11 protein-coding genes are annotated in these 15,344 nt (G+C 74.3%); 2 read left to right on the top strand and 9 right to left on the bottom strand.

The genetic code is table 11. The annotated features are described in order from the left end of the window. Positions 1–242 precede the first annotated feature (242 nt). Positions 243–2,291: a beta-xylosidase family glycoside hydrolase gene (locus tag FIC82_RS06785; protein WP_154798025.1), complete on the bottom strand. Its 2,049-nt coding sequence runs from the start codon at positions 2,289–2,291 to the stop codon at positions 243–245. A gap of 223 nt (positions 2,292–2,514) precedes the next feature. Between FIC82_RS06785 and FIC82_RS06780 the strand changes: the two genes are divergently transcribed. Then, positions 2,515–3,543: an acetylxylan esterase gene (locus FIC82_RS06780; RefSeq protein ID WP_168731569.1), complete on the top strand. Its 1,029-nt coding sequence runs from the start codon at positions 2,515–2,517 to the stop codon at positions 3,541–3,543. 627 nt (positions 3,544–4,170) lie between these two features. On the opposite strand, the gene FIC82_RS06775 is transcribed toward FIC82_RS06780, so the two are convergent. From FIC82_RS06775 to FIC82_RS06760, 4 genes are all read right to left on the bottom strand, one after another. Further along, positions 4,171–5,121: a 4-(cytidine 5'-diphospho)-2-C-methyl-D-erythritol kinase gene (locus FIC82_RS06775; protein WP_168731568.1), complete on the bottom strand. Its 951-nt coding sequence runs from the start codon at positions 5,119–5,121 to the stop codon at positions 4,171–4,173. Continuing rightward, positions 5,118–6,059, bottom strand: a complete 942-nt coding sequence (rsmA, locus tag FIC82_RS06770; protein ID WP_154798024.1) for a 16S rRNA (adenine(1518)-N(6)/adenine(1519)-N(6))-dimethyltransferase RsmA — start codon at positions 6,057–6,059, stop codon at positions 5,118–5,120. The genes FIC82_RS06775 and rsmA overlap by 4 nt, the downstream gene beginning before the upstream one ends. Positions 6,060–6,154: 95 nt before the next feature. Then, positions 6,155–7,561 carry a resuscitation-promoting factor gene (locus tag FIC82_RS21255; RefSeq protein ID WP_269808405.1) on the bottom strand — a complete coding sequence of 469 codons (1,407 nt, stop codon included), beginning with the start codon at positions 7,559–7,561 and terminating at the stop codon, positions 6,155–6,157. Positions 7,562–7,894: 333 nt separating this feature from the next. Next, positions 7,895–8,902, bottom strand: coding sequence for a helix-turn-helix transcriptional regulator (locus FIC82_RS06760; protein ID WP_168731567.1), 1,008 nt, complete (start codon positions 8,900–8,902; stop codon positions 7,895–7,897). A 133-nt stretch (positions 8,903–9,035) separates the two neighbouring features. Between FIC82_RS06760 and FIC82_RS06755 the strand changes: the two genes are divergently transcribed. Further along, positions 9,036–9,434, top strand: a complete 399-nt coding sequence (locus FIC82_RS06755) for a VOC family protein (RefSeq protein ID WP_154798021.1) — start codon at positions 9,036–9,038, stop codon at positions 9,432–9,434. Positions 9,435–9,507: 73 nt separating this feature from the next. Here the strand turns inward: FIC82_RS06755 and FIC82_RS06750 are convergent, their stop codons facing one another. From FIC82_RS06750 to FIC82_RS06735, 4 genes are all read right to left on the bottom strand, one after another. Further along, positions 9,508–10,674, bottom strand: a complete 1,167-nt coding sequence (locus tag FIC82_RS06750) for an aggregation-promoting factor C-terminal-like domain-containing protein (RefSeq protein ID WP_168731566.1) — start codon at positions 10,672–10,674, stop codon at positions 9,508–9,510. A 189-nt stretch (positions 10,675–10,863) separates the two neighbouring features. Beyond that, positions 10,864–11,871, bottom strand: a complete 1,008-nt coding sequence (locus FIC82_RS06745; protein ID WP_168731565.1) for a TatD family hydrolase — start codon at positions 11,869–11,871, stop codon at positions 10,864–10,866. 3 nt (positions 11,872–11,874) lie between these two features. Beyond that, complete coding sequence (gene metG, locus FIC82_RS06740; protein ID WP_154798020.1) at positions 11,875–13,668, bottom strand: methionine--tRNA ligase; 1,794 nt, start codon at positions 13,666–13,668, stop codon at positions 11,875–11,877. Positions 13,669–13,920: 252 nt separating this feature from the next. Then, on the bottom strand, positions 13,921–15,204 hold the full coding sequence (locus FIC82_RS06735) for an aggregation-promoting factor C-terminal-like domain-containing protein (protein WP_154798019.1): 1,284 nt from the start codon (positions 15,202–15,204) through the stop codon (positions 13,921–13,923). Between the last annotated feature and the right edge of the window lie 140 nt (positions 15,205–15,344).

Raw genomic sequence — 15,344 nt, 5'->3', positions numbered from 1 at the left:
GTCGTCGATGACGTGCCTGGAGTCTCGCCAGCGCGGTGCCCACGGGTCAACGCGGTAATACGCATTATTACGTCGGGAGGGCCGGGACTCCGGGCCTGGACGTACCCGCGGTGATCCGCATAATGGCCGCGGGCGTCGGTCCTCGGCCGAGGGGCGCCGGATCGGCGGGAGACGCACGACGGGCCCGGGACGCACCTCGCGGTGCGTTCCCGGGCCCGGTCGGGCGGCGCTCGACGGCGGGGCTACCCGCAGGTCAGCGCGTCGTAGGCCACCGACGTCGAGCCGCCCGCACCGTCAGCGCGGACGACCTCGACCGTCGCCGTGCCGGCCACGACCGCCGTCGACCGCGCCGCGAAGGACTGGTAGGCGCTGCGGCCGGTCGCGACGTCGGCCACGGTGCGCTCCCCGAAGGGCGTCACGAGCCGGACCGTCGCCGGGCCGTCACCCTCGTTGCGCGCCGTCACCGCGACGTACGCGCGGCCCGCGAGGCAGCGGGTCACGGTCTGCACCTCGACGGCGGGGCCGTCGTCCTCGCACGCGGCCGCCTCCTCGGCGGTCGGCGTCCACCGGAACCAGTCGAAGGACGCGACGATCTCCGGGGGCGTCGCCGACCCGCGCATCGCGAACGGACCGACGCCCGTCGCGCCGAGCGCGCCGACGTCCACCGTCCGGCCCCACGGGGCGAAGTCGACCCCGTCGACCGACACCGACGCCTGCACGAGGCTCCCGTCGCTCGTGAGACGCAGCCAGAAGGTGTCGCCCAGGCCCGCCGGCGGCACGACCGAGTCGAACCCCGTGTTGCGGTCCGTGCCGTTCTGGCGCCAGATGAACTCCACGCGGGGTCCGAGCGAGCCGTGCACCAGGTCGAGCTTCGCGTAGTTCGCGTCGTCGCGGTACAGCAGCAGGCCGCCCTGCTGGAAGCGCTCCGTCGGGGAGACGGACACGGCCGTCGTGACCTCCCACGGACCGCTCGGGACGGCCTGGAGCGGCAGCGACGCGCCCGCGACGCCGGTCGGGTACGTCGGGACGCGGAGCGCGCCGTCGGCGAGCTCGTGCCGGGCCGTGCCACCGCGGACGACGGACCACAGCGCGGGGTCGAGGGCGGTGCCGTCGAACTCGTCGGAGGCGGCGCCGCTGCACTGCTCGCGCAGCGGGTCGGGGTCCTGGCCGGGCTCGGGCGGCCGGACCGCGTCGGGGTCGCGCTGCGCCCACGCGACCGTCGCGCCCAGGCGGTCCCCGGACTCGTAGAACAGGTACGTCTCGTCGCCGTCGGTGACGATCTCGGGCGCGGCGACCCGGCCCGTGTCCGCACCGGCCCCGCTGGCGCGGTGCAGCTCCCACCGCGGGCCGACCTGGGTCATCGTCGGGTCGAGCGTGCGGGCGAACGTGATGCCCGTGGAACCGTGGTAGACGACGTAGAGCTGCCCCTCCCACACCCAGAGGTTGCCGCCGGACACGTTCGTCCCGGTCGCGGCGTCGGGGACGACGAGCGGGTCGGGTCGCACGACCCACGCCTTGCCGTCGACCGACTCGGCCACCTTGATGCGCCGGATGTTGTCCGTCCGGTTCTGCATGTACGTCATCGCGAACCGGTAGCCCGACGACGGGTCCGGGTGCTCGACGACGCGCGCGTACGACGTCTCGGTCGTGCCGGCCCCGCCGTCGGCGTTGGTCACGGCGACGCCGGAGTCGTCGAACGTGACGCCGTCGGACGACGTCGCCCACCGGGTCGTCGAGTTCTCGCCGTGGAAGTACAGCAGCACCTGCCCGGCCTCGTCGTCCCACAGCACGTCGGGCGACGAGACGTGGGAGACGCGCTCGTAGAACGGGAGCCACTCGTTCGCGACGATCGGGTTGTGCGCGTACTCCGTCCACGGGCCCTCGAGCGAGTCGGCGTACATCAGGGAGATGCCACCCGGGGAGTCGTGCGGGGCGTAGTACAGGTACCACTCCCCCAGCGGGTCGTCGAGGTACGCACCCGCGTGGAAGACGCTCGGGAAGATGAACTCGTCCGTCGGGTTGTAGATCATCGACTCCTTGTCGGTGATCACGCCGCGGTACTCGAACATCGGGAGGTCGGACGCGGACGGACCGTCGTCCGCGGCGGTGCGGGCCGCAACGGGCGCCGTGGCGAGCCCCGCGTCGGGCACGCTCGCGCCGACCGCCGGGGGCGCTCCGGTCTGCGCGCTCGCGGGGACGACGGCACCGGCGGCCAGCACGGCCGTCAGGGCGGCGACCGCCGTCGCGACGACGCCGGGCCTGCCGCGCAGGGCTGCTGCTCGGGTTCTCACAGGGGGACCTCCATCGGTTCCTCACCGGTGGCCTCGTCGCCGACCGGGCGCCGCGCGCACGGCGACGGCTGATGGCAGTCTCGCCGGACCGGCCCCGCCCCGGTCAAAGGGATGATGCGCATTATTAGCGTGGCCCGGCGTCCTCGCGGCGGCGCTAGAGTCTTCCCGACCCGCCCTCGATGTCCGACATCAGACTGATGCGCGCCCCCGGAGGATCGCCACCGTGCCGCTCTTCGACCTGCCCCTCGCCGAGCTCGAGGCCTACGCTCCCACGCTCGACGAGCCCGCCGACCTCGACGCGTTCTGGGCACGGACGCTCGCGGAGTCCCGCGCAGCGGGCGGCGACCTCGCCGAGACCGTCCGCCTCGAGCGCGTCGACGCCGGGCTGGAGACGGTCGTCGTCGACGACGTCACGTTCCCGGGCTTCCATGGCCAGCCGGTCAAGGGCTGGCTCGTGCGGCCGGCCGCGGCCGCACGCGCGGCGGCGGCCGGGGGTGGCGCACCGCTCCCCGCCGTCGTCGAGTACCTGGGGTACGGGGGTGGGCGCGGCCTGCCGCACGAGCACCTGGTGTGGGCGAGCGCGGGGTACGCGCACCTGGTGGTCGACACGCGCGGCCAGGGCAGCGGCTGGGGCGCGGGCGGCGACACCCCCGACCCGGTCGGTTCGGGCCCCGCCACCCCGGGCTACCTCACGCGCGGCATCCTCGACCCGCACGAGCACTACTACCGCCGAGTGATCACCGACGCCGTCCGTGCGGTCGACGCCGTCCGTGCGGTCGACGGGATCGACCCTGCGCGCGTCGCCGTGACCGGCGCGAGCCAGGGCGGCGGCCTGACGATCGCCGTCGCCGGCCTGTCCGACGGCCTCGTCGCCGCGATGCCCGACGTCCCGTTCCTGAGCCACTACCGCCGCGCCGTCGAGATCACCGACCGCGCCCCGTACTCCGAGATCACGCGCTACCTCGCCGTCCACCGCGAGCACGAGGACGTCGTCTTCCGCACCCTCTCCTACCTCGACGGCGCGAGCCTCGCCCGCCGCGCGACCGCGCCCGGCCTGTTCTCCGTGGCGCTCATGGACCCCGTCTGCCCGCCGTCCACCGTCTACGCGGCCTACAACGGCTGGGCCACCGGCGCCGACGGCTCGGAGCGCGTCGAGCGCGCGATCGACGTCTACCGCTTCAACGAGCACGAGGGCGGCCAGGCCTACCGCTTCGCCCGCCAGCTCGCCTGGCTCCGCGAGCACACCCGATAGCTCCCCGCGCACCGCACCCGCACGACCCCGCGCGGCCGTCCCCTCAGAACCGTGGTCGCGCGAGGGACCCCTGGCCCGTCGAAGCAGAACCCCGGTGGCGCGAGGGAGAACCCTGGTCGCGCGAAATAGAACCCTGACTACGCGAAATGGAACCCTGGTCGCGTGAGGTAGAACCCTGGTCGCGCGGGGAAGAGCCGTAGATCTGCCTGACGACGGCCCCGTGCTGCGGTCGGATCGCCCGGGTCACGCGGCCTCTGATCAGGTTAGGCGGTCCCGGTGTCGACCAGGCAGGCCGCGGCCCGACCGACCTACCGCTCGGCGCCGGCCCGACACGGCCCGGCACCGACGCGCGGGACGGGACGGGATGGGAGGACCCGACACCGCGGGTAGTCGCCCAGGTGAGCGACGCCGAGGGTGAGACGAAGCCGGGCGGGGTGGGTGGTGGTGCCGCGTCGTGGTCAGGCCTGGCGGGAGCCGCGAGGAACGAGCGGCGGATGGTAGACGCGGCACCACCACCCACCCCGACCACCCCACCCAGCCACGCGCCGTCGGGCACAAGAACCAGGGTTCTACCTCGGCCGACCAGGGTTCTACCTCGCGCGACCAGGGTTCTATCTCGCGCGACCGTCAGTGGGCGACCACGCGGGCGCCGGCGGCGGGGGCGGTGGTGCACCAGACGGTGTCGCACGCGTCGTTCGCGGTCCACGACGCGGCGATCGCGAGCGCGTGCTGGCGGCTGCGCGCGAGGGCGGCGACGGTCGGGCCGGATCCGGACACGACGGCACCGAGCGCGCCGGCCTCGGTCGCGACGTCGATCGTGCGCTGCAGCTCGGGGCGCAGGGCGAGCGCGGGGCCCTGGAGGTCGTTGCGCAGCACCTGCCCGAGGCCGACGGCGTCGCCGGCGCGCAGCGCCTGCATGAGCGCGGTGTCCTCGGTGAGGTCGAGCTCGGCCGGGCCTCCGACGGTCTCGTCGTACGTCCGGTAGACCTGCGCGGTCGACAGGCCCTCGGCCTGGACCGCGAAGACCCAGTGGAACTCCCCGCGCGTCATCGCGGGCGTGAGCACGTCGCCCCGGCCCGTCCCGACGGCGGTGTGGCCCACGAGCCCGAACGCGACGTCGGCGCCGAGCCCCGCGGCGATGCGGACGAGGTCCGCACGCGACACCCCGGCCTCCCACAGCGCGTCGCACGCGACGAGCGCGGCCGCGGCGTCGGCGGAGCCGCCCGCCATGCCCCCTGCGACGGGGACCTCCTTGTGGATCTCGAGCCGCACGTCGGGGTCGACTCCGACGTGCTCGGCGAGCGCGACGGCGGCCCGCCACGCGAGGTTCGTCTCGTCGGTCGGCACGGCGTCGGCCTGGAGACCGGTCACGCTCAGCGAGACGCCCGAGCCGGGCGGCACCTGGTGCGCGACGACGTCCTCGCTGAGCCCGACCGCCTGGAAGATCGTCACGAGGGGGTGGTAGCCGTCGTCCTGCAGCGCCCCGACCCGCAGCGAGAGGTTGACCTTGCCGGGTGCGCGCACGCGGACGGACGGGGGCGGCGCGAGGGCGATGCTCGGCGGTGGCGGGGGTGTCACGCGTCCACTGTGCCAGGTCGGTCCGTGGAGCGCCCCGCGGCGGGCGCCTGACCGCGCGACGGCCGCTCGTCGAGCACGCCACGGTGGACGAGCTGCTCGGCGACGCGCGCGAACGCCTCCACGTCGAGCACCTCCCCGCGTGCCTGAGGGTCGACCCCGGCGGCCTCGAGCGCCTCCGCGGCGGCCGTCGCGGAGCCGGCGATCCCGGACAGCGCGGACCGGAGCATCTTGCGGCGCTGGGCGAACGCGGCGTCGACGACGGCGAACACCTGCTCGCGCGTCGCGGCCGTGACCGGCGGCTCGCGCCGGTCGAGCGCGACGAGAGCCGAGTCGACGTTCGGCACGGGCCAGAAGACGCTACGCCCGATGGTCCCGGCGCGGCGGGCGTCGGCGTACCAGGCGGCCTTGACCGACGGGACGCCGTACGTGCGCGACCCGGGGGGCGCGGCGAGCCGGTCCGCGACCTCGGCCTGCACCATGACGAGCACGCGCTCGAGCGAGTCGAACCGCTCGAGGAACGTGAGCAGCACGGGCACGGCCACGTTGTACGGGAGGTTCGCGACGAGCGCCGTCGGCGCCTCCCCGGGGAGGGTCGTGACCTCCAGCGCGTCGGCACCGACGACCTCGAGCCGGTCGCCGAGGTCCGGGACGTGCCCGGCGACGGTCGTGGGGAGCTGCTTCGCGAGGACGGGGTCGATCTCGACCGCGACGACGCTCGCGCCCGCCTCGAGCAGGCCCAGCGTGAGCGAGCCGAGGCCCGGTCCGACCTCGACGACACGCTCCCCCGACCGCACGTCGGCCGCGCGGACGATCTTGCGGACGGTCCCGCCGTCGTGCACGAAGTTCTGGCCGAGCGTCTTGGTCGGGCGGACGCCGAGGCGCCCTGCCAGGTCGCGGATCTCGGCCGGACCCAGCAGGGCGCCTCGGGTGTCGTTCATGGTCGGCAAGCCTACCGACCCGCCGGGGACGACGAAGGGCGGGCCGCCGTGCGACCCGCCCTCCGTCCGTTCACGCCTCCGCGCTCAGGCCAGGCTCAGAGGAGCCCGAGCTTGCGCGCGCACGCCGGCCACTGGCCCCAGCCCGAACGGGCCTGGAGCGCCTGGGCGCGCTGCGTCTGCTCGGCGGCCGAGGCCTCGGACGGGAGGCCGGAGCCGCCCATCGCGCGCCACGTCGGGAGCGAGAACTGGTAGAGGCCGTAGTAGCCGTTGCCCGTGTTCGTCGCCGGGTTGCCGCCCGACTCGCACTGCGCGAGCGCGGACCAGACACCCTCGGGCGCGGAGCCGAGGTCCGCGGCCGGCGCGGGGGACGCCCCGGACGAGGAGGACGACGACGACGAGCGCTGCGGCGTCGTGGCCTTCGGCTCCGGCTTCGGGCGCTCCTTGGTGCCCTGCACCAGGATCTTGTTCACCGGGGGCGTCGTGACGCCCTCGGAGACGAGCTCGCGTGACTCCTCCACGCCGTCGACGGTCGTGACGCGGTGGACGGTCGTGTGGACGCCGTCCGCGCCCTCCTGCTTGACGGCGGGGTCGAGGTCCTTGAACCGGTTCGCGTCCTCCTCGGTGACCGTCTCGAACGGCACGGCCGTCGTGGTGGGCACCTCCTCGACCTTCACGCGCTGCACGACGAGCGAGACCGGCGCGGCGTCGGCCGCGGCCTCGGCGTCCTCGGTCGCGGCGGCGGGGGCCGCCTCGGCGGCGGCGTCAGCCTGGGCCGCGGCGATCTGGTCCGACTTCTCCACGTGGACGCGGTCGAGGTCGCCGAGCTGGACGCCCTGCTGGTCGAGGATCGCGTCGATGCCGATGCTGCCGTCGGGCGCGACCTTGGTCTCGCCGTCGGCGACGACGTTCACGGGGCCGTCCGCGTCGAGGCGGATCGGGAGCGACGCGCGCTCGCCGGAGCGCGACGCCACGAGGCGCACGTCGCTGCCGCGCGAGGCGAGGGTCGTCAGGGCCTCGTCCGCGTCGAGCGCGGTGAGCCAGACGGAGGACTGGGAGCCGTCGACCTGGACGGGCACCTCGCGCCCGTAGCGGACGACGACGTCGCCGCCGCCGCGCAGGGCGGAGTCGACGTCGGGGACGACGAGGTCGCGGTCCCCGACGGCGACCTCCTGCTCGGCGAGCAGGCCCTCGACGGACCCGGCGAAGGTCGTGACGGTGGTGATCTGGCCGTCGACGTCGAGCTGGACCGTCTTGCGCGCGTTGCCGTAGGCGACGGCGCCGGTCGCGAGGAGGACGACGGCGGTGGCGCCGGCCACGAGAGGCCAGCGGCGGCGACGGCGGGCGGTGGTCGCGGGGCTCTGGGGGCTCTCCGCGGGGCCGTCGGTGGAGGTCTCGAAGGGGGTCTGGGGGTTCGTGTCGGCGCTCTCGGGGGCGCCGGCCGCGTCAGCGGTCCGGTGGAAGGGGTTCTTCACCTGGGTCCAGTCGTCGGGGGTCCCGGGCACGGGGGCTCGACGGCGCGTGAGCACCACCCGCGGCCCACGGCGGACGTGCGTCCTCCGTGGCGGGCGCACAGGTGCGTCCGCGGGTCTCGAGCGGCCGATCCGGCTGCCGGCGCCAACCCCGGCGCCCCTTCCCCAGGGCCCGACGACGGCGCACCGCTCGCGGGGTCCGGGCACGACTCCTCCGGTCCGGGCGGACCGCGGGAGGCTGCCGTTCACGCGCGAGCGACGATCGACCGTAACCGATCCGTTATCGAACTCCAACCCCTGGGCCGGTACGGTGAGAGGTTCTGTCCGGATTTCTGCTCGTATGTCACGAGCATCTCCACGCGCTCCTCACCCGACACCACCGTCCGGGGCACGCTCGACGCCGGCGCCCGACGCCCCGCGCGAGCGCCCGGCGCGCGCTGCCCGGTCCCCGACCCGCGCGAGCGTCGCCGCGAGCTCGGGCGGGGCCAGCACCGTGAGGTCGACGTCGAGCCCGAGCAGGAACCCCGCGAGCTGGACGAGCGACGTCCCCCCGGCCTCCAGCACGCACGCGTCCGGGCCGTCGTCGACGAGCACGCCCGATCCCGGCGCGAGCCGGTCGGCCACCGCGCTCGCGGGTGCGTGCAGCCGCACCCGGGCCGGGTACGCCCACGCGACCGACCCCACGCCTCGCACGACGTGGGCGACGGCGTCCCCGCCCGGGACGGGGCGCGGCACGAAGCGACGCCCCCCGGGTGTGCGCAACCGCAGTCGGTCGACGCGGAACGTCCGCCAGTCGTCGCGGTCGAGGTCGAACGCCAGCAGGTACCACCGACGCCCGACGCGGACGAGGCGGTACGGCTCGACCGCACGGGACGTCGTCGTCCCGTCGTGGGCGCGGTACTCGAGGCGCAGTCCCGTCCGGGAGGCGACCGCCGTCGCGATCTCGGCGAGCACCCCCGCGTCGACCCCCGACCCCGCCTCGGGCGCGCTCGCCACGGCGGCACGCAACGCGTCCGCACGGGCGCGCAGCCGGGAGGGCAGGACCGTGTCGAGCTTGCCGAGCGCCCGGAGCGCGGCGTCCTCGGCGCCGGTGACCGACCCGGCGACCGCCGCCCGCAGGGCCACGGTGACGACGGTGGCCTCCTCGTCGTCGAGCAGGAGCGGCGGCAGCGCCGTCCCCGACCCGAGGCGGTAGCCGCCCGCGACCCCCGGCGCCGAGCGGACCTCGTACCCGAGGATCCGCAGCCGCTCCACGTCGCTGCGGACGGTGCGGGTCGTGACGCCGAGCCGCTCGGCCAGCTCGGGGCCCGACCACGTCGGCCGCGTGGGGAGGAGCGCGAGGAGGCGCAGGAGTCGCACGGAGGTGTCGAGCACGGAACCCATCCTCGCGCACCATGCGGAACCGCACGTTCCGCATGGCGTCCTACTGTCGTGGTGTCGGTCCCGCCGGGGACACGACGGCCGCGAACCTCGGGCACGAGCCCGGGCGACGACGAAGGAGACGAGCATGCTGCGTGGGATGGCGACGCTGAACCTGTGGGCCGACGACCTGGAGGCCGCGTCCGCGTGGTACGCCGAGGTGCTCGGGACGGAGCCCTACTACGTGGTGCCGGGCGGGTACGTGGAGTTCCGCGTCGGCGACCGTCAGGACGAGCTCGGGATCATCGCCCGGTCGTGGTCACCGCGACCGCAGCCGGAGACGCCCGGGGGCGCGATCGTGAACTGGCACGTCGACGACGTGCGGGACGCGTTCGCCCGGCTGCTCGCCCTGGGCGCGACCGAGTACGAGGGCGTGGTCGAGCGCGGGGAGGGCGAGGGCTTCGTCACGGCGTCGGTGGTGGACCCGTTCGGCAACGTGCTGGGGATCATGCAGAACCCGCACTACCTGGAGATGCTCGAGCGCTAGCCGATCTCCCGCCGACCTGCCCGAGGCGCGGTGCCTGCGGACCGCGGGCGCCGCCGTCGTGCCGTCGCGAGCGTCAGTACCAGCCCTTGGCGACCGAGTGCGACCAGGCCGAGCACGGGGTGCCGTACCGGCCCTCGATGTACCCGAGACCCCAGGTGATCTGGGTCGCCGGGTTCGTGCGCCAGTCGGCGCCCGCGCTCGACATCTTCGACCCGGGCAGCGCCTGCGGGATCCCGTACGCGCTCGAGCTCGGGTTGTCGGCGTCGACGCGCCAGTTGCTCTCCTTGGTCCAGAGCTTGTCGAGGCACGTGAACTCGTCGTCGCCCCAGCCGCGCTGGGCCGCGAGCGAGCGGCCGATCGCCCGCGCCGAGCCGGGGTCCACGGAGACCGAGACGTCCATCGTCCCGACCTTGATGATCTCGTTGCGCGGCTCGGTCGTGACCGTGCGCGTGAGCACCGTGCGCGAGACCTCGGCGCCGCCGAGGGTCTGGACCGAGTACGTCGTGACCGCCTCGCCGACCCGGCCCGACTGGACGACGACCCGGTGCCCCTCCGGCAGGTTGGGGTCCTCGACCTCCTCCGTCGTGAACGGGAGCACCTCGGTCACCGTGGCGGCCGTCGCCGCGGCTCGGCTCACGAGGACGAGCATGCCGTCCACCGCGGCCGCGTCGAGCGGCGCCGAGGTGCCGTCACCCTCCGCGAGGACGATGCCCGCGGTGGCGAGCACGCCGCGCACCGTCGGCTCCGCCGTCGTGATCGGCAGGACGGCGCCGTCCACGGCGACGTGGACGGTCTTGAGCGTCGAGACGCGGATCGGGTCGCGGCCCAGGGCCTGCGTGCGGGAGACCTCGGTGACGGCGCCCTCGGCGCGCGGGCCGAGGTACGTGAGGAGCTCGCCGACGGTCCGCGCCGTCGTGGAGATCGTCTGCACCTGCCCGTCGATCTCGATCGTCACGTCGTGAGCGGTCCGGACGACGATGGTGGCGCCGTCGCGCGCCGGGTCCGCGAGGCCCGGCTCGACGAGGTCCTCGGCGCCGACCGCGACGTCCTGGTAGTCGAGCACCTCCGCGACCGTGCGCCCGTAGGCGGAGACGTCGTGCAGCTCCCCGTCGACGTCGAGCGTGACGCTCTTCTGGAGCGAGGCGAACGCGCCCGTGACGACCACGAGGCTCGCGACGACGACGCCCTGGGCCGCCAGACGCTGCAGGCGTCGGCGACCGGTTCCGTCAGGTGCGAGCACGCGCGCGGTCCCTTCTGCGGGGCAACGGCCCTCGGCGAGCGCCGGGGGCGAGGTGGGGCGCGTCGTCGGCGCACTGCGCGCGACGCACGGACCCGACCGTAGCCGAACCGTGACCCCGGGCGAAACCTCCGGTTCGCCCGGAACGGGCGGCGACCGGTCGTGACGGGCGGCTCGCCGCCCCGTCCCGCGTCACCAGGGCCCGTAGACCCCGACCGAGGTCGCGGCCAGGCGCTCGCACACGTCCGCGAGCGGCAGGTCCACCACCTCGGCGACGGTACGGACGGTCGCCGGCAGGACGTACGGCGCGTTGGGGCGGCCGCGGTACGGGTGCGGCGTGAGGTACGGCGCGTCCGTCTCGACCAGGACCTGACCCAGCGGGACGTCGCGCAGCGCGGCCCGCAGCTCGTCGTTCGCGCGGAACGTCACCGGGCCCGCGAACGACAGGAACCAGCCCTGGTCCGCGCAGAACCGGGCCATCGCGGCGTCGCCCGAGTAGCAGTGGAAGACGGTCCGCTCGGGCGCTCCGTCGCGGGCGAGGACGTCGAGCACCTCGGCGTGCGCGTCGCGGTCGTGGATCTGCAGCGCGAGGCCCAGCTCCTTCGCGAGCGCGACGTGCGCGCGGAACGACTCCCGCTGTACAGCCTCGCCCTGTGCTCCTGTACGGAACAGGTCCATGCCCGTCTCGCCGATCGCCCGCACGCGGTCGTTGCCGCGCGCGATCGCGGCGATCTCGGCGACGGCGTCGTCGAGGGGCACGTCGTGGTGCGCCCGAGGGTCGGGCGCGAGCCCGTCCGGCCCCACCTCGCGCACCCCACCGTGCAGCACCGCCTCGTTGGGATGGATCGCAACCGCCCCGAGCACCCGCCCCACCCCGACCGCCCCCGCGCGGCCGACCAGGCGGTCCTGGCTCGTCCGCGCCGATGGACGCGCCAGATCCGCCTGCTCGACCCCCCAGATCGCCTGGTCGCCGCGCAGCAGGGCGTCGGTCCAGCGGGCCGCGGGGAGGTCGCAGCCGACCTGCACGATGCGGTCCACCCCCGCGGCCACCGCGCGTGCGAGGTGATCCGACACGCTCGGCGCCCGTTCGTCCTCGGGGAGGACGTGAGCGATCGAGTCGAGGTGCGTGTGGTTGTCCACCACCGGGACGGGCAGCGGCTCCGGGTCGGGCGGCCACCCGCGTTCGCGCTGCTTCGCCACGGGTCAGGCGGTCTCGCGCAGGCGGTCGAGCTCCTCCTCGACGATCGAGTCGTCGAGCTTGGTGAAGATCGGCGTCGGCTTGGCGACCGGGGTGCCCGGCACGACGGCCTTCGGCTCCCACGTCGCCAGACCCTCGGCCCGGTAGTCGCCCGTGATGATCGGGTAGTGGCGCGAGTCGTCGTCGAGGTCGGTCACCTCGTCGATGCGCGGCTGCGGCGCGATGGTGCCCGTGCCGCCGAACGCCTCGTGCACCTGCTGCGCCGAGTGCGGCAGGAACGGCGACAGGATCGTGTTCAGGTCGCTCACCGCCTGGGTCACGGTGTGCAGCACGGTCGCGAGGCGGTCCGGGTCGGTCTTGAGCTTCCACGGCTCGGTGTCGGACACGTACTTGTTCACCTCGCCGACGGTCTTCATCGCCTCCGCGACGGCCGCACGCTGGCGGTGCGTCGCGATGAGCTCCCCCACGCGCCCGAACGCGGTCGTCGTCGTGGCGAGGACGCCCTCGTCGATCGGCTGGCGCTGCCCCGGCTCCGGGATCGCCCCGAAGTTCTTGTGCACGAGGTTCGCCGTGCGGTTCACGAGGTTGCCCCAGCCGGCCACGAGCTCGTCGTTCGTGCGGCGCTGGAAGTCCGCCCACGTGAAGTCGACGTCCTGCGTCTCCGGACCGGCCGACGCCACGTAGTACCGGAACGCGTCCGGCTGGTAGCGGGCCAGCATGTCGCGCACGTAGATCACGACGCCGCGCGACGAGGAGAACTTCTGGCCCTCGACGTTGAGGAACTCGCTCGACACGACCTCCGTCGGGAGCTGGAGGTTCCCGTAGGCACCCGGCGCACCGCCCTTGCTCCCCCGACCGTCGTAGCCGAGCAGCTCGGCCGGCCAGATCTGGGAGTGGAACGTGATGTTGTCCTTGCCCATGAAGTAGTACGAGCGGGCCTCGGGGTCGTTCCAGAACGCGCGCCACGCGTCCGGGTCGCCGCTGCGCCGCGCCCACTCGATCGACGCCGACAGGTAGCCGATCACCGCGTCGAACCACACGTAGAGGCGCTTGCTCGGGTTGGACTCCCAACCCTCCAGCGGGACGGGGATGCCCCAGTCGATGTCGCGCGTCATGGCGCGCGGGCGCACGTCGTCGAGCAGGTTGAGCGAGAACTTCAGGACGTTCGGGCGCCACTCGGTGCGCGTGCGCAGCCAGTCCCCGAGCGCGTCGACGAACGCGGGCAGGTCGAGGAAGAAGTGGTTCGACTCGACGAACTTGGGCGTCTCGCCGTTGATGCGGCTGTGCGGGTTGATGAGGTCGATCGCGTCGAGCTGGTTGCCGCAGTTGTCGCACTGGTCGCCGCGCGCGCCGTCGTAGCCACAGATGGGGCACGTGCCCTCGATGTAGCGGTCCGGCAGCGTGCGGCCCGTCGACGGCGAGATCGCTCCCATGGTCGTCTGCTCGACCATGTACCCGTTCTTGTGGACCGTGCGGAACATCTCCTGCACGACGGCGTAGTGGTTGCGCGTCGTGGTCCGCGTGAACAGGTCGTACGACAGCCCGAGCTGGTGCAGGTCCTCGACGATGACCCGGTTGTACCGGTCCGCGAGCTCCTGAGGCGTCACGCCCTCCTTGTCGGCCTGGACGAGAATCGGCGTCCCGTGCTCGTCGGTGCCCGAGACCATGAGGACGTCGTGACCCGCCATGCGCATGTGCCGGCTGAAGACGTCCGACGGGACACCGAAACCTGCGACGTGGCCGATGTGGCGCGGCCCGTTGGCATACGGCCAGGCCACGGCCGAGAGGATGTGGGTCATGGTGCCCGATCCTAGTCGGGACCACCGCCGGGTCGGGGTGCCGTCCGGTCTCCGGGAAGGTCAGGTCCGGACGGGACGGGCGGACGGGGCGACGGGTCTACCATCCGCCGCTCGTGCCTCGCGGCTCCCGCCAGGCCCGCCACGACCCGTCGCCCCGTCCGCCCGTCCCGTCCTCAGCTGCTCGCTCGCCCTGGTCCGCGTGCCCTTCGGTGCAGGACCGCGGACCCGACCCGGCGCGCTACGTCCGACGGCTCAGTACCAGTTGACGGCCTGCGAGTGGGACCAGGCGCCGCACGGCGAGCCGTAGGAGCCGGCGATGTAGTCGAGGCCCCACGCGATCTGGGTCGCGGGGTTGGTCGCCCAGTCGGCGCCCTTGCTCGCCATCTTCGAGCCGGGCAGCGACTGCGGGATGCCGTAGGCGCTGGACGTCGGGTTGTCCGCCGAGGGGTTCCAGTTGGACTCCTTGGTCCACAGCTTCTCGAGGCACGTCCACTGCGACCCGGTCCAGCCGCGCGCGGCGGCCATGGTCTGCCCGATCGTGCGCGGGTCCTTCGGGCGCTCCTGCGTGCCGGTGACGACGACCTCGTCCACGGGCGCGGTCGTGACCTCCTGCGAGAGCTGCTCGCGCGACTCCTCGACGCCGTCCACGAGGGTGACCTCGAACGTCGTCGTGGTGACGCCGTCGGCCCCGGCCTGGGCGACGGCGGACTCGTCCGTGTACTTCGAGTCGTCAGGCTGCTGGACCGTCCCGTGCGGGACGGGCGTCGCCGTCTGCTGCTGCTCGACGACGACGCGCTGGACGACGAGGGAGACCGTCGGTGCGCCCGGCTCGGTCGCGTCGACGCGCTGGACGCTCACGCGGTCGAGGTCGGTGAGTTCGACGCCCTGCTGCTCGAGGATCGCGGAGATGCCGATGCTGCCGTCGGGGGCGACCGCCGTCGTGCCGTCGGCGACGACGTTCACCGGGCCGTCGGTGTCGAGGCGCAGGTCGAGCGACGCGCGCTCACCGGACCGCGACGCGACGAGGCGCACGTCGCCGCCGCGCTCCGCGAGGGACTTCAGCGCCTCGTCCGCGTCGAGCGCGGTGAGCCAGACGTCGGACTGCGCGCCGTCGGTCTGGACGGTGACCTTCTTGCCGAGGCGGACCACGACCTGGTCGCCGTCGTCGAGCGCCGAGCCGGGTTCGGGCGCGACCTGGTCGCGCGCGCCGACCTCGACGCCGGCCGCGTCGAGCGCGCCGGAGACCGAGCCGGCGAGCGTGCTGACGGTCGTCAGCTCGCCGTCGACGTCGATCGTCACGGTCTTGCTGGCCTCGCCGTAGGCGACGGCACCCGAGCCGACCAGGACGACGGCGGTGGCGGCACCGACGATCGACCAGCGGCGCCGGCGCGTCGCGCTGAGGGCCCGCGCGGAGCGGGCGGCGCGACGGCTGGGCGTCTCGGTGGTCTCCGGTGCGGTCTCGGCGGGGGCGGCGTCCGAAGTGGTGGTCGAGACGTCGCGGTTCTGGGGCGCGCGGAAGCGGAAGAGGTTGTGCAACTCTGGGTCCAGTCGTCGGGGGTCCCGGGCACGGGGTCGACGGCGCGCACGCGCCAGGGCGCTCCGCGCCACGGCGCGGGCGTCACTCGACCAGCCGATCCGGCCGTCCTGCGGACCCCGGCACCCTCGGTGCTCTGCGG

The sequence above is a fragment of the Cellulosimicrobium protaetiae genome (genome assembly GCF_009708005.2).
Lineage (GTDB): Bacteria > Actinomycetota > Actinomycetes > Actinomycetales > Cellulomonadaceae > Cellulosimicrobium > Cellulosimicrobium protaetiae.
Note: the sequence above shows the minus strand (reverse complement) of the source record. Positions and strands in the feature narration are given on the sequence as shown.

Bases quoted from the DNA above. Each gene is read 5' to 3' on its own strand.
- metG (WP_154798020.1), bottom strand. From the start codon at position 13,668: ATGACCCACATCCTCTCGGCCGTGGCCTGGCCGTATGCCAACGGGCCG.
- rsmA (WP_154798024.1), bottom strand. From the start codon at position 6,059: ATGAACGACACCCGAGGCGCCCTGCTGGGTCCGGCCGAGATCCGCGAC.
- FIC82_RS06755 (WP_154798021.1), top strand. From the start codon at position 9,036: ATGCTGCGTGGGATGGCGACGCTGAACCTGTGGGCCGACGACCTGGAG.